We start from the raw sequence: 22655 nt of genomic DNA, 5'->3' as shown, positions 1-22655 counted from the left end.
CCAGCCTAATCCCCTCGGGCCTGGCTGCGGGCATCCGCGCGGGGCGCTAGCGTTATTTCCATGCAGTTCTATGGAGCGGTACCCAGCCACGACCTCACGTATTCCGACGTCTTCCTTGTGCCGAGTCAATCGGATGTGAGCAGCCGTCTCGATGTCTCCCTCGCCCCGGGCGACGGCAGCGGCGCCACCATCCCCATCGTCTCGGCGAACATGAACTCGGTCACCGGGCCGCGCCTGGCGGCCGCGCTCGCTCGCCGCGGCGGGCTCGGCGTGCTGCCGCAGGACATGCACCTGCAGGATCTCGACGCCGCGATCCGCTGGGTCAAGGCCCAATCCACCCGCTTCGACACCCCCTTCAACTTCGCCCCGGGGGACACCGTGGCGCTCGCCCTGCGGCAGGTGCCGGCTGTGGCCGGCCAGGGATTGGTCATCAACGACCAGAACGGCGACTACCTGGGTGCCATCGACGCGTTCCGGCTGGCGACGGCGCTGCCCGACGCGCTCCTCGGAGACCTCCTGCACGGCACGATGACCTCCCTCGACGCCGACGATATCGAAGGCCCGCGCCGCGCGTTCGACGTGATGACCGCGGCCGAGCTCGACTTCGCCACCGTGCAGCACCACGGCCGGGTGATCGGCACCCTCAGCCGCAAGAGCGCGCTTCGCTCCACCCTGTATCAGCCCGCGCTGGACGCGCAGGGCCGACTGCGCGTGGCCGCGGCGGTCGGCATCAACGGCGACATCGCGGCCAAGGCCCGGGCGCTCGTCGCCGCGGGGGTCGACGTTCTCGTGATCGACACCGCGCACGGCCACCAGGGCGGCATGGCGCGGGCGATCGAGATCGTCGCCGACCTGGGCCTCGGCATCCCCATCGTGGCCGGCAACGTCGTGACCGCGGATGCCGTGGGTGACCTCGTCGGCGCCGGCGCCACCATCGTGAAGGTCGGCGTCGGCCCCGGCGCCATGTGCACCACGCGCATGATGACGGCGGTCGGCCGCCCCCAGTTCTCGGCCGTGCTCGAGACCGCCGCCGCCGCCCGGGAACTCGGAGCGCACGTCTGGGCCGACGGCGGGGTGCGCTACCCGCGCGACGTGGCGCTCGCGCTCGCCGCCGGCGCGGCATCCGTCATGATCGGATCCTGGTTCGCCGGCACGATCGAGGCACCCGGCCTGCTCGACCGGGACGCCGCCGGCGGCATTTACAAGGAGAGCTGGGGGATGGCCTCCACCAGGGCTGTGCGCCAGCGGTTCGACCGCCTCGACGCCTACGAGCTGGCCCGCAAGACGCTTTTTGCCGAGGGGATCTCCAGCTCGAAGATCTACCTGGACCCGCTACGGCCGTCCGTCGAGGACCTGCTGGACATGATCACCTCCGGCGTGCGCAGCTCGTTCACTTATGCAGGCGCGACCTCGGTCGCGGAGTTCCACACCCGTTCGCTGGTCGGGATCCAGTCGGCGGCCGGCTACGAGGAGGGCAAGGCCCTGCCCGTCTCCTGGTAGAGGTGGGGGGCCTGACACCCGGGACCGACTCGTGGCCTCGGTGCCGGGCGGTAGACTGGGAGGAATAATGGACGACCCCCCTCCTGCGCATGCGCCCGGTTTCTCGCCCGGAAATTCTTCCCGTCACCCGAACGGCGTCTCGGTCATGAACTTCGGTGCCGCCGTCGTCGAGGTCCGCCATGTATGAGTGGATCATGCTCGCCGCGGGGCTCCTCCTCACCGTCGGCACCGGCCTGTTCGTCGCCAGCGAGTTCGCCCTGGTCAACCTGGACCGGTCGGAGCTCGAGGCCCGCCGCGATCGAGGAGAGACCCGACTCGGCCTGACCATCGCCGCACTCAGGATCACCTCGACGCACCTCTCCAGCGCCCAACTGGGCATCACCCTCACCACCCTGCTCACCGGTTACACCATGGAGCCGGCTCTGACCATGCTGCTGTCGCCGTCGCTGATCGGCCTGGGGCTGTCCCCGGCGGTGGTGCCGGTCGTCGCGGTCACGACCGCGGTCATCGTCGCCACACTCGCCTCGATGATCATCGGCGAGCTGGTGCCGAAGAATTTCGCCCTCGCCCTGCCCGTGCAGACCGCGAAGCTGGTCATCCCGTTCCAGACACTGTTCACGACCGTGTTCAAACCGGCCGTCGTCGTGCTCAACGGCAGCGCCAACGGTGTGCTGCGGTCGATCGGGATCGAGCCGAAGGAAGAGCTGTCCGGGGCGCGCACCGCGGAGGAGCTGTCCTCCCTCGTGCGGCGCTCGGCCAGTGCCGGGCTGCTGGAGAAAGACACCGCCACGCTCCTGCACCGCACGCTGCTCTTCTCCGGGCATACCGCCTCGGACGTGATGACGCCCCGCCCGCGGGTGGCCAGCATCGAGCGCACCGCCTCCGCCCAGGCCGTCATCGACCTCACCCGCCAAACCGGGTATTCCCGCTTCCCCGTCGTCGACGAGGGCGTCGACGACATCGTCGGGATCGTGCACGTGAAGCAGGCCGTGGCCGTTCCCCGACGTCGCCGGGCGGATGTCCCGGTATCGGCCCTGCAGTCCGAGGCCATCCGGGTGCCCGAGACCATGAAACTCGACGGACTACTGGTCGAGCTGCGCGGCCGCGGTTACCAGATGGCCATCGTCGTCGACGAATACGGCGGCACGGCCGGAGTGGCCACGCTCGAGGACCTGGTCGAGGAACTCGTCGGAGAGGTTGCCGACGAGCACGACCGCACCCGCGCCGGTGTGGTGTTGTCTACCGACTCTCTGACATTCCCCGGCATGCTCCGCCCGGACGAGCTGCTCGACCGCACGGGCATCGTGATCTCGGAGGACGGCCCCTACGAAACCGTGGGTGGGTTCGTGATGAGCGAATTGGGTCGCCTGCCCGTGGTCGGCGACGTCGTGCAGCTGGCCGGCGGCGTGCTGTCCGTGGAACGCCTCGACGGCCGACGGATCGACCGGCTCCGCTTCACACCCTGCGGCGAGCCCGGCGAGCCCGTCGAGCCCGAGGAGGGCGGCGAGCCTGCCCGGGGCGACCGCGGTACCAGGACCGACAAGAAATCCGAAAAAAAGTTGGACAAAAAGGGTGACCGCAAGAAGAACGGTATGGAGCGCACGGTGAGTGACCATGAGTGACTGGGCGGGGCTGGTCTGGCTGGTCGTGCTGCTCGCGGCCAACGCCTTCTTCGTCGCCGCGGAATTCGCGGTTATCTCCGCGCGCCGGTCCCAGATCGAACCTCTCGCCGAGGCCGGCAAGAAGCGCGCAATCACAGCGCTGTGGGCGATGGAACACGCCACCCTCATGTTGGCGACCACCCAGCTGGGCATCACGGTCTGCTCGCTGCTCATCCTGAACGTCTCGGAGCCGGCGATCCACCACCTGCTCGAGATCCCGCTGGGCCTGACCCCGCTACCGGAGGAGGCCATCGGCGTGATCGCCTTCGTGATCACGCTGCTGCTGGTCTCCTACCTGCACGTCGTGTTCGGTGAGATGGTGCCGAAGAACCTGTCGTTCTCCATCCCCGACCGGGCCGTGCTCGTGCTCGCCCCGCCGCTCGTCTTCTTCGGCCGCCTGGTCAAGCCCGTGATCGTGACGCTCAACGCCACCGCCAACCTGGTGGTGCGAATGTTCGGGGTCCAGCCCAAGGAGGAGGCCACCAGCACCTACACGTTGGACGAGGTGGCGACCATCGTCTCCCAGTCGACCCGGGAGGGCGTGCTGCGGGACGGCACCGGGGCACTCAGCGCCACGTTCGAGTTCACCACCCGCAAGGTGCGGGACGTCGCGGTGAACCTCGATGGCCTGATCAGCCTGCCCGAGGCGGCCACCCCCGCAGACGTGGAGAAGGCCGTCACCAGACACGGTTTCTCCCGCTATGTGCTGGTGAACGAGTCCGGTGAACCGACCGGGTACGTTCACCTGAAGGACGTCATCGACCTCGACGGCGACACGGCCACCTCGGTCGGGCAGGGCAGCTACGCGGAGCCGATCCCGGGCAAGCGCATCCGTTTGCTGGCGTCGATCTTCGAGGACACCGACCTCGAAGATGCCCTGGCCACCATGCGGCGTTCGGGCGCGCACCTGGCGCGCTCGTTCACCGCGACCGGTGAGACCGTGGGGGTGCTGTTCCTCGAGGACATCATCGAAGAGCTGGTCGGCGAAGTGCAGGACGCGACCCGGCGCCTGTAGCCGTTCTCAGGAGGCCGGCCACCGGGCGCGCAGGTACTGCGGCGGCCAGTAGTCCACGCCGGCGCCGAGCTCGTGGGCGGCCCGCAGCGGGAAGTGCGGGTCGCGCAGGAGTTCGCGGCCCAGAAGGACCGCGTCGGCCCGACCGGATGCCACGATCTGCTCGGCCTGGTGCGCGGTGGTGATCAGCCCGACGGCGCTGACCCGCACGTCCGCCTCCGTTTTCACGTGCTCGGCGAGCGGCACCTGGTAGCCGGGACCCAGCGGGATGCGCACCCCGGTCACGTTGCCGCCGGAGGAGATGTCGAAGAAGTCGGCGCCGGCGGCCGCGGCCCAGCCGGCGACCTCGGCCGTCTCGTCTTCGGTCCAGCCGCCCGGGGTGTAATCGGTGGCGGAGAACCGCACGAACAGGGCGCGCTCCTCGCCGATGGCCGCGCGCACGGCGGCCACGACCTGAAGCAGCAGGCGGGCCCGGTTCGGCAGCCCGCCGCCGAACCCGTCGGTGCGCCGGTTGCTCAGCGGGGACAGGAACTGGTGCAGCAGGTAGCCGTGCGCCGCGTGCAGCTCCACGACGTCGAACCCGGCCTCCACCGCCCGGAGCGCGGCGGACGCGAACCCGTCAACGATTCCCAGGATGCCCGCGGCATCCAGGGCCACGGGCGCTGCGTAGCCGGGGAATGGCACGGCCGAGGCCGACACGGTCGGCCAGCCGCCGTCATCCGTCGCCATGGTGCCGTGCCGGTCTCCGCCCCAGGCCGGCCAGACAGAAGCCTTGCGCCCCGCGTGGGAAAGCTGGATGCCGGCCTTCGCGCCCTGCGCATGAAGGAAGGCCACGATCGGTGCCCAGGCGGCGGTCTGTTCCGCGTTCCAGAGGCCGGTGTCGGCGTAGGAGATGCGGCCCTCCGGGCTGATCGCGGTTGCCTCGACCAGGATCAGGCCGGCGCCGCCCGCGGCCAGCGCGCCCAAGTGAACGAGGTGCCAGTCCCGCGGGACGCCGTCTTTCTCCTGCACCGCGTATTGGCACATCGGCGCCGCCCAGATGCGGTTGCGCAGGGTGACGCCGCGCACGGTGAACGGTTCGAACAGGGCGGCAACAGCCACGGATTTCCCCCAAGGGTCGAGTGGGCGGGCGAAGCGGCCGGCCCGACGCACTCAAAACAACCTATCGTGAGTGCATGAGCGAACCACGGGGATGGCTGGAATGGGACGACTCACGGGCGCGCGAGCGGATCGCGGTTCCCCGGGCGGACGACGACAAGTACCGCCGCGGCGTGCTGGGCGTGCGCACGGGCTCCGACGAGTACCCCGGGGCCGCGGTGCTCGGAGTCGAGGCGGCCCTCCGCACCGGGGTCGGGATGGTGCGCTACCTCGGCCCGAGACGGGCGTCCGACCTGGTGCTGCAGCGCCGCCCGGAGGCCGTCACCGCCCCCGGGCAGGTGCAGGCCTGGCTGCTCGGCTCGGGCCAGGACGCCGCCGCGCGCGACCGGGTGACCGAGGCCGCGCTGCTCGGTGCCCTGGCCGAGGGGCTGCCCACGGTGTGCGACGCCGGGGCCCTCGACCTGGTCGGCCGGGCGACCGGGCCCGTCGTGATCACCCCGCACTACCGCGAACTCGCCCGGCTGCTTACCCGCCTGCTCTCCCCGCAGGGCGAGTCGGTGGCCGGCTCCGAGGTGGCCGCTGCGCCGGGAGAGTGGGCCGTGCGCGCCGCGTCCGGCCTCGGCGTCACGGTGCTGCTCAAGGGAAGCGTCACCTGGATCGCGGCGCCCGACGGCACCCGGCTGACGGTGTCGAAGGCGCCCTCCTGGCTGGCGACGGCCGGATCCGGGGACGTGCTCGGCGGCATCCTCGGCGCCCTCCTGGCCACGCATTCACGGGCGATCCAGACGGATGCCGCCGCGCCGGCCCATCTCGCGGCGACGGCCGCCCTGGTGCACGCCCGGGCAGCGGCCCGGGCGTCCAACGGAGGTCCGATCACCGCGCTCGACATCGCCGGCGCGGTGCCGGCCACGATCGCGGACCTGCTCGGCTCGCGTTGACCGCCGCGCTGGGCCCCGCGCTGACTGTCCCGGTGCGGCGGCGGAGCCGTGGGGGTGTGCGAAGGTGGAGCGTGCCCCAATCCGTCGCAGAACACCTGGCCGCCGGAGCCGGCGTGCCGACATCGCGAACGCTGCTCTGGGCCGGCTTCGCACTGGTGCACGGCGTGCTCTGGTGGCTCTGTTTCGCGTCCCCCGGCTGGCCGCTGGGCGATGTGGAGGTCGTCTACCTCGGCTGGGCGACCGACGCGGCATCCGGTGCCGACGTCGTGGGCATCACCACCGGCTTCGTCTACCCGCTGCTGGCCCTCCTGCCCATCCTGGCGCCGCTCGCGTTCGGCCCCGACCTCTACGCCGCCGGCTGGCTCGGGCTCGTGACCCTGCTGAACGCCGGGACCTTCGCGCTGCTGCTCGGGCGGGGCCGCAACCGGCGTGCCCTGGCCGCGGCGGCCTGGTGGCTGGGTTTCCTGCTGCTGCTCGGGCCCGTCGCCCTCGCCCGGATCGATGCGGTCACCGTGCCGCTGGCGATCGCCGCACTGCTGTTCGTCGGCGCCCGGCCGGTCTGGGGCACCGTGCTGCTGACTCTGGTCACCTGGGTGAAGATCTGGCCGGTGGCCCTGGTGATCGCGCTATTCGTCGTCTCGAAGGACCGCTGGCGGGTGCTCGTCGCCGCGGCCGGGACGAGCCTGGGCATCGTGCTGGTGGCGCTCGGGCTCGGCAGCGGGCCGAACGTGCTCAGCTTCGTCGGCGAGCAGACGAACCGCGGCATCCAGATCGAGTCCCCGGTCGCCGGCCTCTGGATGTGGCCGGCCGCGCTGGGTCTGCCGGGCAGTTACCTCTACTACGACCGGCAGATCCTCACCTTCCAGATCATCGGCACCGGCACGAACGTCGCCATCGTGGCGATGACCCCCCTGCTCGCCCTCTGCGGGCTGGCCGTGGTGCTCCTGGCCTGCCAGCGGATGCGTGCAGGCGCCGAACCGGCCGGCCTGTTCCCGCCGCTGGCGCTGGCCCTGGTGCTGACCCTGATCGTCGTCAACAAGGTCGGCTCGCCGCAGTTCACGACCTGGCTGGCCGCGCCCATCATTTTCGGGCTGCTGGTGCGGGGGCGTGCCTGGCGGCTCCCGGCCGTGCTCGGGCTTGTCATCGCGGCCCTGACCCAACTCGTCTACCCGCACTTCTACGACCGCCTGCTTGTGGCAGACCCGGCTCTGGTGCTGGTGCTGACCGTGCGCAACGCGCTGGAGGTCGTGCTGCTCGGCTGGGCCGTGTGGCAGATCCTGTTCCCACCCACCCCCTATCAGAAGGAGTAACCCCATGCTGGTTGCATTTTCCGTCGCCCCGTCCGGCTCCCACGATGACGAAGGGTCGGTGCACGACGCGGTCGCCGCGGCCGTGCGCATCGTGCGCGCATCCGGGCTGCCCAACCACACCGATTCGATGTTCACCACCATCGAGGGCGACTGGGACGAGGTCTTCGCGGTGGTCAAGGCCGCCACTGAAGCCGTCGGAGCCTGGGGGCCGCGGGTGTCCCTGGTGCTCAAGGCCGACATCCGGGGCCGCCGCACCGGGGAGCTGACCGGGAAGGTCGAGCGCCTCGAGGCGGTGCTGGCCGAGGCCGCAGCATCGGCGGCCGCCACACCGGCCGCGTAGCCAGGTGAATCCCATCTGGTTGCATCGCTCTCCGGGAGTCAGAGCCGACCATACCGCGGGGCGCTGTTTGACCCCGGCGGAACGCCGTGCCGGGCGTCTAACCAATTCGACGGAGATTCTGGGTCAAACCCTCGTTTTTGAGCCCATACGCGCTGCTTAGAGCAATATCTCCGTCGAATTCGTTCGGGCCACCGGCCCCGTACTCTGGAACCATACCTGCTCACGGCCTCGCCATCGCGGGCGACTTCGGCTACGTCGCCCCGGTCTGGATCGGCGCGAGGCAGCCGGGCCGTTCGGCAGCCGGGCCCTTCGGCAGCGCCGAAGTCAGTCGCCCTGGAGCAGGATGCCGTCGTGGATGGCGCGCTTGCGCAGGGCGACCTTGGTTCCCACGTCGAAGCCCGCGAGGCGGTACTTCTCCCGGATGCGCTTGAGGTAACTCTTGGCGGTCTCCTCGGAGATGCCGAGCTGGTGCGCGACGGCCTTGACCGGCTCGCCCGCGCCGTAGAGGGCCATCACCCGGCGCTCCTGCGCGCTGAGGCGGGGAGAACCGCCGTTCGCGCCGTTGTTGAGGGCCTCGTCCAGTTCGGCCGAAATGAAGGAGTCGCCGTCATAGGCGGAGCGGATCGCCTCGACGATCATCGTTGCCTCTTCGCTCTTGACCAGGTAGCCAAGCGCACCGGCAGCCAGCGCCTCGCGCACGAGCCCGGCCTCGGAGTAGGTGCTCATCAACACCGTCTTCACGCCGGCCGTCTTGAGCGTCGAGATCTTCAGTGAGACCGGGATGTTGTCTTTGAGGTCGAGGTCGAGGAGCACGACGTCGACGGGAAATTCGGGGTGGGTGAGCAGCTCGGGCCAGGTGGTGACGGCGGCGACCATGTTGATGTCGTCCGCGGCCCCCCGGATCCACTCGGTGAGGGCCCCCAACAGCATGCGGTGGTCGTCGACGAGGGCCAACCGGATGGGGTTGTCCTTGCTCGGCGCCTCAGTGCTCAACGTGGTTGTGTTCGTCACTTCTGTCTCCTTGTGCTTCTGGCCCCGAATGAGAAGCTCAACAGCGTAGTTCCACGGACCCTAAGCATCCGCGGGATTGTCGATACTGCATTCGATTTCCAGATGCAGACTTCCGTCCCGGCTGGAATCGACGTGAGGGCCGACTATTCGGATAGCTTGCCACGTCTCGGGGTCCACTCGACGCCGTGGCACACCCGTCGTGGTCAATTCGATCGGAAATCGTAACTTCTGGCGAGCGGAGACGCCGTGCGTGGGTCGGATCGGTCCGAGAGAGAGCGAAACGGATGCCTCGTCGCGGGTTGTGTCGCTGATCAGCAGCCAGATCGTGCGCAGAAGGGCATCGCGCTGGTCGGGGTCGAGCATGCCGGCCAGCCCCGCCGGGTCGTGCAGGCCGACGGACGGTCCCAGGAACTCGGACTCGGTGATCGCGTGGTGCAGCCAGGTCTCCCGGCGGCCCCGGATCAGGTGCAGCCGCAGTTGCGTGGCGAGGTCTGCCGCCGTCGTCGACTTCTCGGAACTCAGCGGCAGCGCCGTGCGACCCTTCGCGACGTCGTCGAGCAGAGTCTCCGCGTCGAGGTCGATACGGGCGAGTTCCTCGGAGGCGAACATCCCCACCGCGAACTGCGGCTGGGAGATGGTGCTCTGCACCAGCACCAGGTCGAGCTCGCGCTGGGCCATCCGGCGGAATCCCCGCACCGTGGCGACGCCGAGCAGCGGAGGCAGGATGGCGAGGCTGATCGCAAGGAGGTCGGGGGCGAAGGTGAGCGGATCGGCGCGCTCCTCGGTGAGCGCCCCGAGGAAGAGAAGCAGTCCGAGCGCCATCGCGGCCGAGACGAGGTCGTGCCCGCGGCGCACGGTGGCCAGGGAGATGAGCAGGGTGCCGACGGCGGCGGCGGCGGTCGGGTAGACGCCGGAGTCGGTTTCGCCCCACGACCCGATCAGGTCGAGCACCACCACGGCGACGCCGGTGGCGATGGCCGCGGCGAACAGCCAGTCCGGCATCCGAGCCGAAAGGCGCTGCACCGTGATCAGTGCCAGGACCGTGGTCGCCATCAGGAGACCCCACGCGATGAGGCTGGGCGTCGGGTCGGGATATTCGGACCACTGCACGGCGAACTGCCCGAACAGGAACAGGGTGATGAAGCCGCCGCTGAACGTCAGGCCGATGCCGAGGTGGCGGCCACCCAGGCCGCTCTGGTTGGCGCGCGTGGTCTGCACGGTGCGTTCGGGGCGTCGGAAACTGCGCCGGTAAGCCCGGCGTTCCTGGCGGTCCTGATTGCTCGGCTGGTCGGACCCGCCCGCCGCCGCAGCGCGGCGCGCGTCACGGCGGCGGGCGTCGACGATGCCGGGGACGGTCACTTGGGCACCTCGAGCACGACCGTGGTGCCGGAGCCGGGGGAGGAGAAGAGGCGGGCGTTGCCGCCCACGTCGCGCAGGCGGGCCACGACCGATTCGGCGAAACCGAGGCGTTCGGCGCTGACGCCGCTGAGGTCGAAGCCGACCCCTGCGTCGGTGACCATGGCGCGCACGGTTGTGTCGTCATCAGTGATCGTCACGTCGGCGCGGGCGACGCCGGCGTGACGTCGCACGTTCTCGAGGCACTCGCCGAGGGCGAGGAGGAAGGAGTCGAGCACGTCGCTGGGCAGAAGAACCTGTCCGCTGCCGTGCCAGTCCACATCGAGGCCCATCCGCCCGAACCGCTGCTTGACCGATTCGAGGGTGCTGCCGAGCATTGACTCGGTGGCCGGCTCGAGCGTGTAGACCCCGGAGCGGCGCGGGGTGGGGAGGCCGCCGAGCCGTAGCTGCCGCAGCAACCGGGCGTCATCACCGGCCTGTTGGCGCAGTGCGGCCGGGCTGACGCCGACGCCGGAGTGCGCGAGGAGGGTGAGGGTGGCCAGCACGGTGTCGTGCAGCAGCCGGGCATCCTGCCGGCGTTGGGCTTCGAGCTCGCTGGCATGGCGCTCGGCGAGGTGGGCGCGGCCGATGAAGGCGATGCGCGCCATGACGCGCGGCACGCTCTGGGCCAGCCACCAGGCCACCAGGGCGATGGCAAGCCAGACGCTGAGGGTGAGCAGGAGGGGCACGGTGGCGTCGGACGAGGCGCGGGTGGCGGCGAGCACGCTGGCAACGGTCGCACCGAATGCCAGGAACAGCACCAGCAGGCGGGCGGCGCTGACCACGAGCACGAGGGCGACGCAGCTCAGGGCTCCGGCGGCGATGCCGCCGATGATGGCCTGCTCGACGAGGTTCAGGCCGGTGGCACGCTGGCCCGACCAGCCCACGAGCAGGATCACGGCGATGCCGGAGACCAGGATCAAGGCGACCCAGCGCATCCGGCCGGACCGGCCGAGCAGGTACTGGCCGGCTACCAGCAGCAGCAGCAGTGGCAGGCTCCGGGCCAGGGTGCTCACGGTCAAGCCGCCCGGGACGAGCATCGCGAGGAGCGCGGCGGCCGAGCCGGCCAATCCGCACAGGCGAGCCGCTCTGCGGAGCAGACGGTCACGTTCCTTGTAGATTCGTTGCATAGCGGCGCTCTCACCCCATTTGCCCTCTATACAGAACCCTACCGGCCCGGTGTCCGTTCCCCCGCGCGATCCGTGGCATCCGTCGGCGTCTGCGCGGCCGGAGGCGTTCCCGACGGGCGTTACCGGCGACTCAGGGCGTGCTCGACGCCGCTCCGCCGGCAGGTGCGGCGGGTGCGATCGGTGCTCGTGTGACCGCGGCCTCCGGGGTGTCGGCGCCGCCCTGGTCGAGGCGGAACGGCGGGTACTCGTCGCGGAACAGGGCGGTGTAGACGGCCACCCGGAAGATCCAGCGGTCGATGCCGAGGATCAGATCGAACAGGCTGCGCCGGTACCGGCCGGTGAAGAGGAGGATGACCGCGGCGATCAGCACCAGGACCCCGATCAGGGACGGGACGGTGTTCGAGACCGAGTCGCCCTCGTCGTTCCGCCAGATCGTCGCACTTCCGGTCAAGGCCGCCACGATCAGCAGGTGCGGAATCGCCAACAGCCACCATTTGACCAGAACGAGCCCGTGCGAGAGGCGCTCCGGGTAATCGACCTGCAGATCGGCGGGATAGTCGGCCGACGACGCCAGGCTGAAGGGGGGGTACCGGTCGGTGCCGAGCGCCGAGTAGGCGTAGAAGGACACCCGCCAGCTCCAGCGCAGCACCCCGACGTTGAACTGGAAGAGGGCCGTCGGGTATCGACCGGTGAACAGGATGGCGAACCCGGCGACGATGGTGGTGACGACAAACCCGAACCAGAGGAACAGCAGCACCACCACGTGCGGGAAGATCAGGATCCACTTCACCAACCACAACCAGCGGGACAGCCCCTCGTCGAGGGTTCCGGTCAACCGGGCGGGAAACGTCCGCTCACCGGGATGGGCAGGGACCGCGGTCGCCCCGGGTGGGCCTGCTCCGACGAAAGTTGCTGCTCCGAGCGGTGTGTCGGGCGTGGCGCCGGGCCCGGTTGCGGGCAGTGTGCCGCGGCCCAGGCCGATTGCTCCGAACACGGTCAGCACCAGGCCGATGAGAAGGATGAACAGGCCGACCAGAAGCAGCCCCACCGCCAGCGGGGCGAGGAACCCGAGGCGAATGCCGGCCTGCAGGGCGACCGAGACGCCGGAACTGGCATCCTCGTTCATTACGACGACCGCCCAGCTGCCGCTCGTCAGATCCCAGTCGATCTCCTGAGTGCCGGGACCCTCGGCGGAGGATACCCAGAAGTCCTGGGCGCCGGGGGCTTCGGGAGCGCGGCTGCCCGGAATGTCGCGGTACACCGCACGGAAGGGATTGATGTTCAGGTCGCGCAGCTCGGTGTTATTCACTCCGGCCAGGTAGCGGTCGACGTCGGCCTGAGGCGCGACGCCGATGAAGACGTCCGCTGTGGAGGTGGAGAGCGCGCGGAGTCGGAGACTGCCGATGTCCGCCGGGACGTCCTGGAGCTCGATCGAGCCGATCCGGGGCGAGGTGAGCGCGAACGACTGTACCGAGAACGAGCGGGCGGGGCTGGTGAGGTAGCCGTCCTCGCCCTGCGCGTTGACCACGGCGGTCATCGCTCCGGCCAGGGCCAGCGAGAAGCCGAGCAGGGAGAGGATCGCGCCAAAGATCAACATGATAACGGAACCGGGTTTCATGGCGCGTGTCCTCTCATCGGGTACGTCTTGAGTCAGGGTACGTCTCATTCATGGGAACGACTCGGTTCACGAGGGTGTCGCGTTCCGTGGCCTGCCGGTCGACGTCGTCTTGATCCGGGACCGTGTCAAGCTCGATGCGAGGGAGCGGGACGGCTCAGAACGCGCAGAAGTTGCGCGCCGATGGCCTCGTTCTCGATCAAAAAACCGTCGTGGCCGAAGCCGGAGTGGAGCGTGACGGCATCCGTGCCGTCGATGTTGCCCTGCAGGTGGGCGGCGATGACCTGTTGGCCCTCGAGGGGGAAGAGGCGGTCACTGTCGATGCCGACGACGACGCTGAGCGCATCGATGCGGGAGAGGGCGGATGCGACACCGCCGCGGCCGCGGCCGATGTCGTGCGAGTTCATGGCCTCGACCAGCACGATGTAGCTGTTCGCGTCGAACCGCCGGGTGAACTTGTTGCCGTGGAAATCGAGGTAGGACTCGACGGCGAACCGGCCGCCCGCGCCGAGCGGACTGATCTCGCTTTGCCAGCCGCGCTCGAAGCGCAGGTTGAGCTCCTCGGAGCTGCGGTAGTTCAGCAGCGCCATCCGCCGGGCCAGGGCGAGACCGCGGGTCGGGCCATCGCCGTCCGCGGCGTCGTAGTAGTCGCCGGAGCGGAAGAGTGGGTCGCTGCGGATGGCTTCGATCTGCACCGAATTCAGCGCGATCTGGTCGGCGGTCGTCACCGGCGGTGCCGCGAGGATTGCCAGGCGGGCGACCCGGGACGGATGCTCGATGGCCCACTCGAGCGCGTGCATCCCGCCCATCGAGCCGCCGACGACGGCGGCCCAACGGTCGATGCCGAGATGGTCTGAGAAGGCGACCTGCGCGGCGACCTGATCGCGAATGGTGAGGTAGGGAAAGCGGGTGCCCCATTCGGAGCCGTCCGGGGCGAGGGAGGCCGGACCGGTGCTGCCCTGGCAGCCACCGATCATGTTCGGGGCAACCACGAACCAGCGGTCGGTGTCGATGGCCAGGCCGGGGCCGACGATCCTGCTCCACCAGCCCGCGGTCGGGTGGCCGTGGCCGGCCGGGCCGACCAGGTGGCTGTCGCCGGTGAGGGCGTGCAGCACGAGCACGGCGTTGTCGCCGCTCGGGGACAGTTCGCCCCACGTCTCGTAGGCGATCCGCACGGCGCCGAGGCTGCTGCCCGCCTCAAAGTGCAGCGCACCGACGTCGAGGAAACGACGGTTCCCCACGGGGTCGCCGTCGCGCCACGCACCCGTCGCCGGGGGTTTGCCGAGCAGCGACCGCGCCTGGGCTTCGGTCACGAAGCTCGACGGGACGGTGTCTGCCGAATATTGCCAGTCCATAGGCTCCCTATTCTGCCGGGTGAACAACCCTTCCGGCTTATTGTCACCGCACCGCCTGGTTAGCGCACCGCGCGCCCGGCCGCCGCCGCGGAGTACCCGGCCGGCACTCGGGCTGCACCCGGTTTCCACTCGGGTTGCACTGGGTTTCCACTCGGTTTCCACTCGGTTTCCACTGGGTTTCCACTCTGTTCGCACTCTGTTCGCACTCGGCGGAGCCGAATCAGCTCGCCACCCGAACGAATTCGACGGAGATTTTGGCGATTTTGGCCTGAAACGGGCCGAAACCGGGTGTGGAGGGCAAAANGGGGGGGGGGGGGGGGGGGATACCCATCCGGATTGGCAGCGGCTGGGGGCGTGTCAGGCGTTGGCGCGGGATGCCTGCACAACCGCGCGGGCGGCCGCCAGGCCGGTCTCGAGGTCGGCCGTCAGATCGGCGATGTTCTCGATGCCGACGGAGAGGCGCACCAGGCCCGGCGTCACACCGGCCGTGAGCTGCTGCTCCGGGGTGAGCTGCGCGTGCGTGGTCGAGGCCGGGTGGATGACGAGCGACCGCACGTCGCCGATGTTGGCCAGGTGGCTGAACAGGGAAAGGTTGTCGACGAGGGCGCGGCCGGCATCCACTCCGCCCTTCAACTCGAAGGACAGCACGGCGCCGACACCGCGGGGCGCGTAGGTGTTGGCGGCGGCGTACCAGGGGCTCGACGGCAGGCCGGCGTAGTTGACCGAGGCGATGTCGGGGTGGTTCTCGAGCCACTCCGCGATATCCTGGGCGTTCTGCACGTGGCGTTCGATGCGCAGGCTGAGAGTCTCGATGCCCTGGATGAGCTGCCAGGCGCTCGCCGGGGCGATCGCGGATCCGAGGTCGCGCAGCAGCTGCACGCGCGCCTTGATGATGTAGGCGATGCCGTCGCCGACCGCGCCCGTGTAACTGACGCCGTGGTAGGACGGGTCCGGCTCGGTGAGGCCGGGGAACTTCTCCACGTTCTTGGACCATTCGAACGTGCCGCCGTCGACGATGACGCCGCCGATGACGGCACCGTGGCCGCCGAGGAACTTGGTCGCCGAGTGGACGACGATGTCCGCGCCGTGCTCGAACGGGCGGATCAGGTAGGGGGTGGCGATGGTGCTGTCGACGATGAGCGGCACCCCGCCGGCGTGCGCCACATCGGCCACGAGACGGATGTCGAGCACATTGATCTTGGGGTTGCCGATGGTCTCGGCGAAGAAGAGCTTGGTGTTGGGGCGCAGCGCCCGGCGCCACTCCTCGGGGTCGTCCTGGTTCTCGACGAAGGTCGTCTCGATGCCCAGCTTGGCCAGCGTGTACTTGAACAGGTTGTAGGTTCCGCCGTAGATTGAACTCGACGAGACGATGTGGTCGCCGGCTTGGGCGATGTTCAGCACCGCGAACGTGGAGGCGGCCTGGCCCGAGGCCAGGAGCAGGGCTGCGGTGCCCCCTTCGAGGGCGGCGACGCGCTCTTCGACGACGGCCTGGGTCGGGTTCATGATACGGGTGTAGATGTTGCCGAATTCGGCCAGTGCGAACAGGTTCTGCGCGTGCTGGGCGTTGTCGAACACGTAGGACGTGGTCTGGTAGATCGGGGTGGCCCTGGCATTGGTGGTCGGGTCGGGCTGGGCACCGGAGTGCACCTGCTTGGTTTCGAACTTCCAGTCTGCAGCGTTATCGCTCATGAGGTGATCTCCCGGGTGATCCTCGACGAGCGTGGACCTTCCAGCGCTCTGCCAGCGATTCTAGGCAGGGGGTTGTCGAGCTGGCAACGGACACCGCAACACAGCGTCACGAAGCGGTCAGCGCGGCGTGTCGCGCGGTGTGCCGGTGGCAGGGTCTGCGGGCGGTGCGTCTGCGGGAGGCTCTGCGGGAGGCTCGGCGGCGAGCGTGCCGGCAGGCGCGTCGAGGTGCGGAAGCACGATCGTGCCGGTGTCGGTGCGCGCCTTCTTGCGGAACAGCCAGCGGGCGCGCGGCTCGATCAGCGGGTGGAACACCCTGCGCACGATCCGCTGCGAGAGGGCGATGGAGATCAGCGCGCTGAACCCGATCATCGCGGGCAGCACCCAGCCCGGCTGGGGTCCGCCGAGCACCCCGCTCTCGCGCAGGAGGAACAGCACGAAACTGTGCAGCAGGTAGATGTACATCGTGGCCGCGCCGTAGGGCGTGAACCAGAGCCGTCGCCGGGGCATGAGCACCAGGAATGCCACGATGAGGGCGAACGCGAGCAGCAGCAGACCCAGACGGATGACGCCGGCCCAGAGCTGGTCGTAGCCGAACGCCGGGTAGGCCTCGTCGTAGAGCAGGAACTGGCGCACCTGCGCCTCACGAAGGGCGTCGATGTTCGCCACGATCACGCCCAGCAGTGCCGTGAACAGGGTGAACGCGCCGATCCGCCAGTGCCATACCGCGGCGGCGTGCAGCCCCAGCCAGCGGTCGGTGAGCTTCCACTGGCGTAGCTGCCAGCCGAAGACGAAGAACGGCAGCAGCCCGAGCGTGCGCGACAGCGCGAAGGTGCTGTCGATCGACGCGAAGTACCCGGCGCCGACGGAGATGATCACACTGATCAGCAGCGGATGGCGCAGCAGCACGAGGAAGGGCAGGGCGAGGCGCCAGGCCAGGAGGGCGATCAGGAACCACAGGGTCCAGGAGGGGGACGAGTAGTCCAGGCGGAATTCGCCGCCGAGTAGCCAGTGCACGACTGTCCAGATCGTCTCGAAGATCACGTAGGGGAGCACGATGTCGGTGACCAGACGATGCAGCTGGCGGGTGCCGAGCGGGCCCGACCGGGCGAAGTACCCGCTGACGGCGACGAACAGCGGAACGTGGAAGGCGTAGACGAACAGATAGAACTCGTAGGCGACATCCGACTCGGCGATGAGTTTCAGGATGGCGTGCCCGAGCACAACCAGGGCGATCGCGATCCAGCGCGCACTGTCCCAGAGCGGCACGCGTCGTTTCTGCACGTGCGGTATTCCGGCGGCGCGTGGGCTCATCATGCTGCTTCTCCGACCAGAATGGAACCATGGGTACAAAAAGAGTCGTTGTGACCGGTGCGAGTTCGGGGATCGGTGCCGCCACCGTGCGCCTGTTCCGCCAGCGGGGCTGGGATGTGGTGGGGGTGGCTCGCCGCACCGACCGCCTCGCGACGCTGCAGGCGGAGACCGGGGCGCAGGTCTTCACGGCCGACCTCACCCGGCAGGCCGACGTGGACGCGCTGCGCGACTATCTCGCGGCGTCCGGGCCGGTGCACGCGCTGGTCAACAACGCGGGCGGCGCGGTGGGGCTGGACACCGTCGAGGAATCGAAGGTCGAGGACTGGGCCTGGATGTTCGAGATCAACGTGCTCGCGGTCAAGCGGGTCACGAGCGCCGTGCTGCCCTTGCTGCGGGCCGGGATCCGGGCGGAGGGCGGCGCCGCCGACATCGTCACGGTCACGTCCATTGCGGGTCATGTCGCCTACCTCGGAGGTGGAGGGTATAACGCGGCGAAGTTCGCCGCGCACGCCCTGATGGAAGTCTTGCGCCTGGAATTGAATGGCGAGCCGATCCGGGTGATCGAAGTTGCCCCCGGGATGGTGCAGACCGAGGAATTCGGGCTGGTGCGCTTCAACGGTGATGCGGAGAAGGCCGCCGCGGCCTACGCCGGGGTGCCGAATCCGCTCACCGCCGAAGATATTGCCGAGACGATCGTGTCGAGCGTCGAACGCCCGGCCCACGTCAATCTGGACCTGATCGTGATTAAGCCGGTTGCACAGGCGGCCCCCACGCGAGTCGCGCGGGGGCCGCTGGCACCCAAAGACTGACGCACTCAAGCGTTCTGCCTAGGGGTGGACCAGGATCTTCACAGCGGTGTCGTTGTGGTTGATCAGGGTGTCGAAGCCCTCGCTGGTGAGGTCGAACTCGTGGCCCATGGTGACCGGGAGGGATTCATGCGAAAGCGGATGCGGGTGGCCGGGCGCCGAGATGAAGATCGGGCCGTCGAGATACTCGTGAAGGTCGGTGCCGCAGATGCCGCACCAGGCGACTGCGATCTTCACTGTGCCGCTGCGGGTCTCCGGCTCTTCGATGTTTTCAATGCGGACGTTTTTCTGGCCGTGGAAACGTGCAGCTTTCATTGAGAATCTTCTCCAGTCATGCGTCAAAGGCTCGGCGCAGGCGGATGGTCTGGCCCTCCAGCCCGCGGAACGACACTACTCCCCCCGGCTGGGGTGCAGCCGAGGGGAGTAGTGGTCATGCGGGTCGTACGGTTTCGATCAGTGCTCGGAGGCCTTCTCGGCGCCGAAGCCGGTCATGGACCGCACGGACATTTCCGCGGCCAGCAGCGGGTCTTCCTTGCGGGTGCTGGTGACCGAGCCGAGCCAGCCCAGGAAGAACCCGATTGGGATGGAGATGATGCCGGGGTTGCTCAGAGGGAACCAGGCGAAGTCGACGTCTGCACCGAACATCGACGTCTCCGTGCCGGAGAAGACCGGCGAGAAGATGATCAGACCGACGGTGACCGCAAGGCCGCCGTACATGCTCCACACGGCGCCGCGGGTGGTGAAGCCGCGCCAGAAGAGCGAGTACAGGATGGTCGGCAGGTTGGCGCTCGCCGCGACGGCGAAGGCCAGGGCCACCAGGAAGGCGATGTTCTGCCCCTGCACGCCGATGCCGCCGGCGATCGAGAGGATGCCGATGATGACGACGGTACGACGTGCGACCTTGACCTCGGCGTCGGGGTCACCCTTGCCCTTCTTGATCACGCTCATATAGATGTCGTGAGCGAAGGAGGTCGCGGCGGTGATCGTGATCCCGGCCACCACGGCCAGGATCGTGGCGAACGCAATGGCCGAGATGAAGCCGAGCAGCAGCGGTCCGCCGAGCGCGAGGGACAGCAGCGGCGCGGCCGAGTTCACTCCGCCGGGAGCGGCGAGGATGACATCTGCTCCGACGAGCGCGGCGGCACCGAAGCCGAGCACCAGCGTGAACAGATAGAACGCACCGATCAGCCAGATCGCCCAGACGACCGAGCGACGGGCTTCCTTGGCGCTGGGCACCGTGTAGAAGCGCATCAACACGTGCGGCAGGCCCGCGGTGCCGAGCACCAGGGCGATGGCGAGCGAGACGAAGTCGAGCGGGTTCTCGCCGTATTTCAGGCCGGGCACCAGGATGGCGTCGGCCGGCACACTCGTCGAGGCGGCGATGGCCGAGTCGAGAAGCGCCGAGAAGTTGAAGCCGTTGATGGCCAGCACCCAGACGGTCATCGCGAATGCGCCGATGATGAGCAGGAACGCCTTGATGATCTGCACCCAGGTGGTGCCCTTCATGCCACCGATGAGCACGTACATGATCATCAGGCCGCCGACCACGGTGACCACGACGGACTGCCCGACCTTGTCGTTGATGCCGAGGAGCAGCGACACGAGGCCGCCGGCTCCGGCCATCTGGGCGAGGAGGTAGAAGAAGCAGACGGCAAGGGTGGTCGTCGCCGCGGCCACGCGCACGGGACCCTGACGCAGGCGGAAGGAGAGCACATCCGCCATGGTGTACTTGCCGGTGTTGCGCATGAGCTCGGCCACCAGCAGCAGGGCGACGAGCCAGGCCACGAGGAAGCCGATCGAGTACAGGAAACCGTCGTAACCGCTGACCGCGATCGCCCCGACGATGCCGAGGAACGATGCCGCGGAGAGGTAGTCGCCGGCGATGGCGAACCCGTTCTGCGGGCCGGTGAAGGACCGGCCGCCGGTGTAGTAGTCGGCCGCGGTCTTGTTGTTGCGCCCGGCGCGGATGACGACGATCAGGGTGACCGCCACGAAAGCGAGGAAGATCGAAATGTTCAGCACGGGGTTGTTTTCCGCGGGTTCGACGGCTTGGGCCAGGCGGCCCGGCAGGGACTGCAGAATGCTGGTTGCGATCATTTCTTGTCCATCTCCTCAAGCTCGGCACGCAGCTCGGCCCCGAGGGGGTCGAGACGGCGGTTCGAGTACGACACGTACCACATGGTGATGGCGAAGGTGGTGACGAACTGGCCGAGGCCGAGCACCAGTCCGAGGTTGAACTTGCCGAAGACCGGGATTGCCATCACGTCGGGCAGGTAGGCCGCGACGAGCACGAAGGCGAAGTACCAGATGAAGAAGAAGGCGGCCAGCGGCAGCACGAACCCGCGGCGCTGCTTCTTCAGCTGGATGAACTTCGGCGTCTTCTCATACGCGATGTAGTCGATGGTGGACGGTTTTACTCCGTCCGGGAGTTTGTCTTTCAGTGATTCCGCCATGCGGGCTCCTTTGCTCCGGTGAAGGGATGTGACTGTGTGGGATGGTGCTGGGGTGATCTGTGGGGGTCGACTGGTGCTTCAGGCGTTCGGGCCGACTCCATGCACGGCCTGCTTGAGGGCGTCGAGAACCGTGGGATCCTCGATCGTCGGCGGCACGGTATAGGCCTCGCCATCGACGATCTGCCGGATGGTCTTGCGGAGGATCTTCCCCGACCGGGTCTTCGGCAGCCGGTCCAGGATGGTCACGTCTCGGAACGCGGCCACCGGCCCGACATGCTCCCGCACCAGCGCGATGAGCTCTGCGCCGAGAGTGTCGTGGTCGATCGTGGCCCCGGACTTGAGCGTGACGAAGCCGGCCGCGCGCTGCCCCTTGAGCGGGTCGCGCACGCCGAGCACCGCGCACTCGGCGACCGCGGGGTGCAGGGTGAGCACCTCCTCGAGCGAGCCGGTGGACAGTCGGTGCCCGGCGACGTTGATCACGTCGTCGGTGCGGCCCATCACATAGAGGTAGCCGTCCTCGTCGAAGTGGCCGGAATCTCCGGTGGCGTAGAAGCCGGGGAAAGCCGACAGGTAGGAGCTTTCGAAGCGGTCTTCGCTGCCCCAGATCCCGAGCAGGGTGCCGGGCGGCAGCGGGAGGCGGATGGCGATGTTGCCGTCCTTGCCGGCCTTCGTGACCGGCTTGCCCTGGGAATCGAGGATGGCGATGTCGTAGCCGGGCACCGGGAACGTGGCCGAGCCCGGTTTCGTCGGGATGTCGGCGATGCCCCGCGGGTTCGCGCAGATCGCCCAGCCGGTCTCGGTCTGCCACCAGTGATCGACCACCGGGCAGTGCAGCCCGTCATTGGCCCAGTGGTATGTCTCCGGGTCGAGGCGTTCGCCGGCCAGGAACAGCCCGTGCAGGCTCTGGATGTCGTGCCCCGCCAGTTCGACCAGGTCAGGGTCGACGCGGCGGATGGCACGGATGGCCGTGGGCGCCGTGAACAGGACTGACACCTGGTAGTCCTCCACCACGCGCCAGAACGCCCCGGCATCCGGGGTGCCGACCGGTTTGCCCTCATAGATGACCGTGGTGGCGCCGACCAGCAGCGGGGCATAGACGATGTAGGAGTGGCCGACCACCCAGCCGACGTCAGAGGCCGCCCAGAAGACGTCGCCGGGCTTGACGTTGTAGATGTTAGCCATCGACCAGGCCAGCGCCACGGCGTGGCCGCCGTTGTCGCGGACGATCCCCTTCGGATTGCCGGTCGTTCCGGAGGTGTACAGGATGTAGAGCGGGTCGTCGGAGCGAAGGCTGATCGGCGCGGCCGGGGAGGCCTCGTTCTCCTCGTGGGCCCAGTCCAGCCAGGCCACGTCGCTGGTGCCGGCGTAGTCGGCGGCGCAGCCGGGGACCATCTCCCGGTCGCGCACGATGACGGTGTGCACCGAGCCCTTGCTGCGAGCGAGGGCGCGTTCGACCAGAGGCAGGTATTCGACCGCCCGGCCCGGTTCGAGGCCGCCGGAGGCGGTCACGATCACGGTCGGTCGCGCATCGTCGATCCGCACGGCGAGCTCGCTGGCGGCGAAGCCGCCGAAGACGACGGAGTGGATGGCGCCGATGCGGGCACACGCCAGCATGGCGACGATGGCTTCCGGGATCATCGGCAGGTAGACGATCACCCGGTCGCCCTGGCCGACGCCGCTGGCGCGGAGCACCCCGGCGAAGCGCTCGACGCGTCCCAGAAGTTCGCGGTAGCTCAGGCGCACCCGGGTGCCGGACATCGCCGAGTCGTAGATGACGGCCGTCTGTTCGCCGCGGCCGGCAAGCACGTGGCGGTCGAGCGCGTTGTAGCTGGTGTTGAGTTCGCCGTCCGGGAACCAGCGCCAGGCGCCGGGGAAGCGTTCCTCCAGCGCCACCGTCGGCGGAACGGTCCAGTCGATTGCCCGGGCTGCCTGCAGCCAGAACGCCGAACGCGTGCCGTCATCGATGCTTCTCTGCCACAGGTCGTGATACCCCGCCGAAGCTTCCCCTGACATTCGAACCTCTCCGTTGAA

General features: G+C 68.9%; 18 protein-coding genes and 1 pseudogene. 7 read left to right on the top strand and 12 right to left on the bottom strand.

Annotation, left to right across the window (positions count from 1 at the left end):
- The first annotated feature begins 60 nt into the window (after positions 1-60).
- The 3 genes from CXY82_RS06625 (at position 61) to CXY82_RS06615 (ending at position 4176) form a co-directional block, all read left to right on the top strand.
- Complete coding sequence (locus CXY82_RS06625) at positions 61-1500, top strand: GuaB1 family IMP dehydrogenase-related protein (protein ID WP_104170219.1); 1440 nt, start codon at positions 61-63, stop codon at positions 1498-1500.
- A gap of 179 nt (positions 1501-1679) precedes the next feature.
- The gene (locus tag CXY82_RS06620) at positions 1680-3122 is read left to right on the top strand and encodes a hemolysin family protein (RefSeq protein WP_104170218.1); all 1443 of its coding nucleotides are present in this window, start codon (positions 1680-1682) and stop codon (positions 3120-3122) included.
- Complete coding sequence (locus CXY82_RS06615) at positions 3115-4176, top strand: hemolysin family protein (protein WP_104170217.1); 1062 nt, start codon at positions 3115-3117, stop codon at positions 4174-4176. Before CXY82_RS06620 ends, CXY82_RS06615 begins: the two co-directional genes overlap by 8 nt.
- Before the next feature lie 6 nt (positions 4177-4182).
- Here CXY82_RS06615 and CXY82_RS06610 read toward each other — a convergent pair whose 3' ends face one another.
- Positions 4183-5274 (bottom strand): NADH:flavin oxidoreductase/NADH oxidase, encoded by a 1092-nt coding sequence (locus CXY82_RS06610; protein WP_104170242.1) that lies wholly within the window; start codon positions 5272-5274, stop codon positions 4183-4185.
- Between the two features lie 74 nt (positions 5275-5348).
- Here CXY82_RS06610 and CXY82_RS06605 point away from each other — a divergent pair, with 74 nt between their 5' ends.
- From CXY82_RS06605 to CXY82_RS06595, 3 genes are all read left to right on the top strand, one after another.
- The gene (locus CXY82_RS06605) at positions 5349-6209 is read left to right on the top strand and encodes an ADP/ATP-dependent (S)-NAD(P)H-hydrate dehydratase (protein WP_104170241.1); all 861 of its coding nucleotides are present in this window, start codon (positions 5349-5351) and stop codon (positions 6207-6209) included.
- A 71-nt stretch (positions 6210-6280) separates the two neighbouring features.
- A complete protein-coding gene (locus CXY82_RS06600; protein ID WP_158252137.1) occupies positions 6281-7519 on the top strand; it encodes a glycosyltransferase 87 family protein in 1239 nt (412 codons plus the stop codon).
- A 4-nt stretch (positions 7520-7523) separates the two neighbouring features.
- A complete protein-coding gene (locus CXY82_RS06595; RefSeq protein WP_104170215.1) occupies positions 7524-7859 on the top strand; it encodes a thiamine-binding protein in 336 nt (111 codons plus the stop codon).
- 324 nt (positions 7860-8183) lie between these two features.
- Here the strand turns inward: CXY82_RS06595 and CXY82_RS06590 are convergent, their stop codons facing one another.
- The 7 genes from CXY82_RS06590 to CXY82_RS06560 all read right to left on the bottom strand — a co-directional run bounded on the left by CXY82_RS06590 (position 8184) and on the right by CXY82_RS06560 (position 17368).
- The gene (locus CXY82_RS06590) at positions 8184-8870 is read right to left on the bottom strand and encodes a response regulator transcription factor (protein ID WP_255408575.1); all 687 of its coding nucleotides are present in this window, start codon (positions 8868-8870) and stop codon (positions 8184-8186) included.
- Positions 8871-8930: 60 nt separating this feature from the next.
- On the bottom strand, positions 8931-10229 hold the full coding sequence (locus tag CXY82_RS06585) for a hypothetical protein (protein ID WP_104170214.1): 1299 nt from the start codon (positions 10227-10229) through the stop codon (positions 8931-8933).
- The gene (locus CXY82_RS06580) at positions 10226-11395 is read right to left on the bottom strand and encodes a sensor histidine kinase (protein ID WP_104170213.1); all 1170 of its coding nucleotides are present in this window, start codon (positions 11393-11395) and stop codon (positions 10226-10228) included. The genes CXY82_RS06585 and CXY82_RS06580 overlap by 4 nt, the downstream gene beginning before the upstream one ends.
- Positions 11396-11525: 130 nt before the next feature.
- On the bottom strand, positions 11526-13013 hold the full coding sequence (locus tag CXY82_RS06575) for a DUF4389 domain-containing protein (protein ID WP_104170212.1): 1488 nt from the start codon (positions 13011-13013) through the stop codon (positions 11526-11528).
- 125 nt (positions 13014-13138) lie between these two features.
- Positions 13139-14365 (bottom strand): homoserine O-acetyltransferase, encoded by a 1227-nt coding sequence (locus tag CXY82_RS06570; RefSeq protein ID WP_104170211.1) that lies wholly within the window; start codon positions 14363-14365, stop codon positions 13139-13141.
- 357 nt (positions 14366-14722) lie between these two features.
- Positions 14723-16054, bottom strand: coding sequence for a bifunctional o-acetylhomoserine/o-acetylserine sulfhydrylase (locus CXY82_RS06565; protein ID WP_104170210.1), 1332 nt, complete (start codon positions 16052-16054; stop codon positions 14723-14725).
- Positions 16055-16171: 117 nt separating this feature from the next.
- On the bottom strand, positions 16172-17368 hold the full coding sequence (locus tag CXY82_RS06560; RefSeq protein WP_104170209.1) for an acyltransferase family protein: 1197 nt from the start codon (positions 17366-17368) through the stop codon (positions 16172-16174).
- Positions 17369-17394: 26 nt separating this feature from the next.
- Here CXY82_RS06560 and CXY82_RS06555 point away from each other — a divergent pair, with 26 nt between their 5' ends.
- Positions 17395-18174, top strand: a complete 780-nt coding sequence (locus CXY82_RS06555) for an SDR family oxidoreductase (RefSeq protein WP_104170208.1) — start codon at positions 17395-17397, stop codon at positions 18172-18174.
- 84 nt (positions 18175-18258) lie between these two features.
- On the opposite strand, the pseudogene CXY82_RS06550 reads toward CXY82_RS06555, so the two are convergent.
- The 4 genes and pseudogenes from CXY82_RS06550 to CXY82_RS06535 form a co-directional block, all read right to left on the bottom strand.
- Positions 18259-18486 (bottom strand): annotated as a pseudogene (locus CXY82_RS06550) (alcohol dehydrogenase catalytic domain-containing protein); the annotation flags it as partial.
- A gap of 138 nt (positions 18487-18624) precedes the next feature.
- A complete protein-coding gene (locus CXY82_RS06545) occupies positions 18625-20268 on the bottom strand; it encodes a cation acetate symporter (RefSeq protein WP_104170207.1) in 1644 nt (547 codons plus the stop codon).
- On the bottom strand, positions 20265-20624 hold the full coding sequence (locus CXY82_RS06540; RefSeq protein ID WP_104099874.1) for a DUF485 domain-containing protein: 360 nt from the start codon (positions 20622-20624) through the stop codon (positions 20265-20267). The genes CXY82_RS06545 and CXY82_RS06540 overlap by 4 nt, the downstream gene beginning before the upstream one ends.
- A gap of 78 nt (positions 20625-20702) precedes the next feature.
- Positions 20703-22637, bottom strand: coding sequence for an AMP-binding protein (locus tag CXY82_RS06535; RefSeq protein ID WP_104170206.1), 1935 nt, complete (start codon positions 22635-22637; stop codon positions 20703-20705).
- Positions 22638-22655 lie beyond the last annotated feature (18 nt).

Origin of the sequence: Cryobacterium sp. M23, assembly GCF_002929655.1 — a bacterium.
GTDB classification, from domain to species: Bacteria; Actinomycetota; Actinomycetes; order Actinomycetales; family Microbacteriaceae; genus Cryobacterium; species Cryobacterium sandaracinum.
Note: the sequence above shows the minus strand (reverse complement) of the source record. Positions and strands in the feature narration are given on the sequence as shown.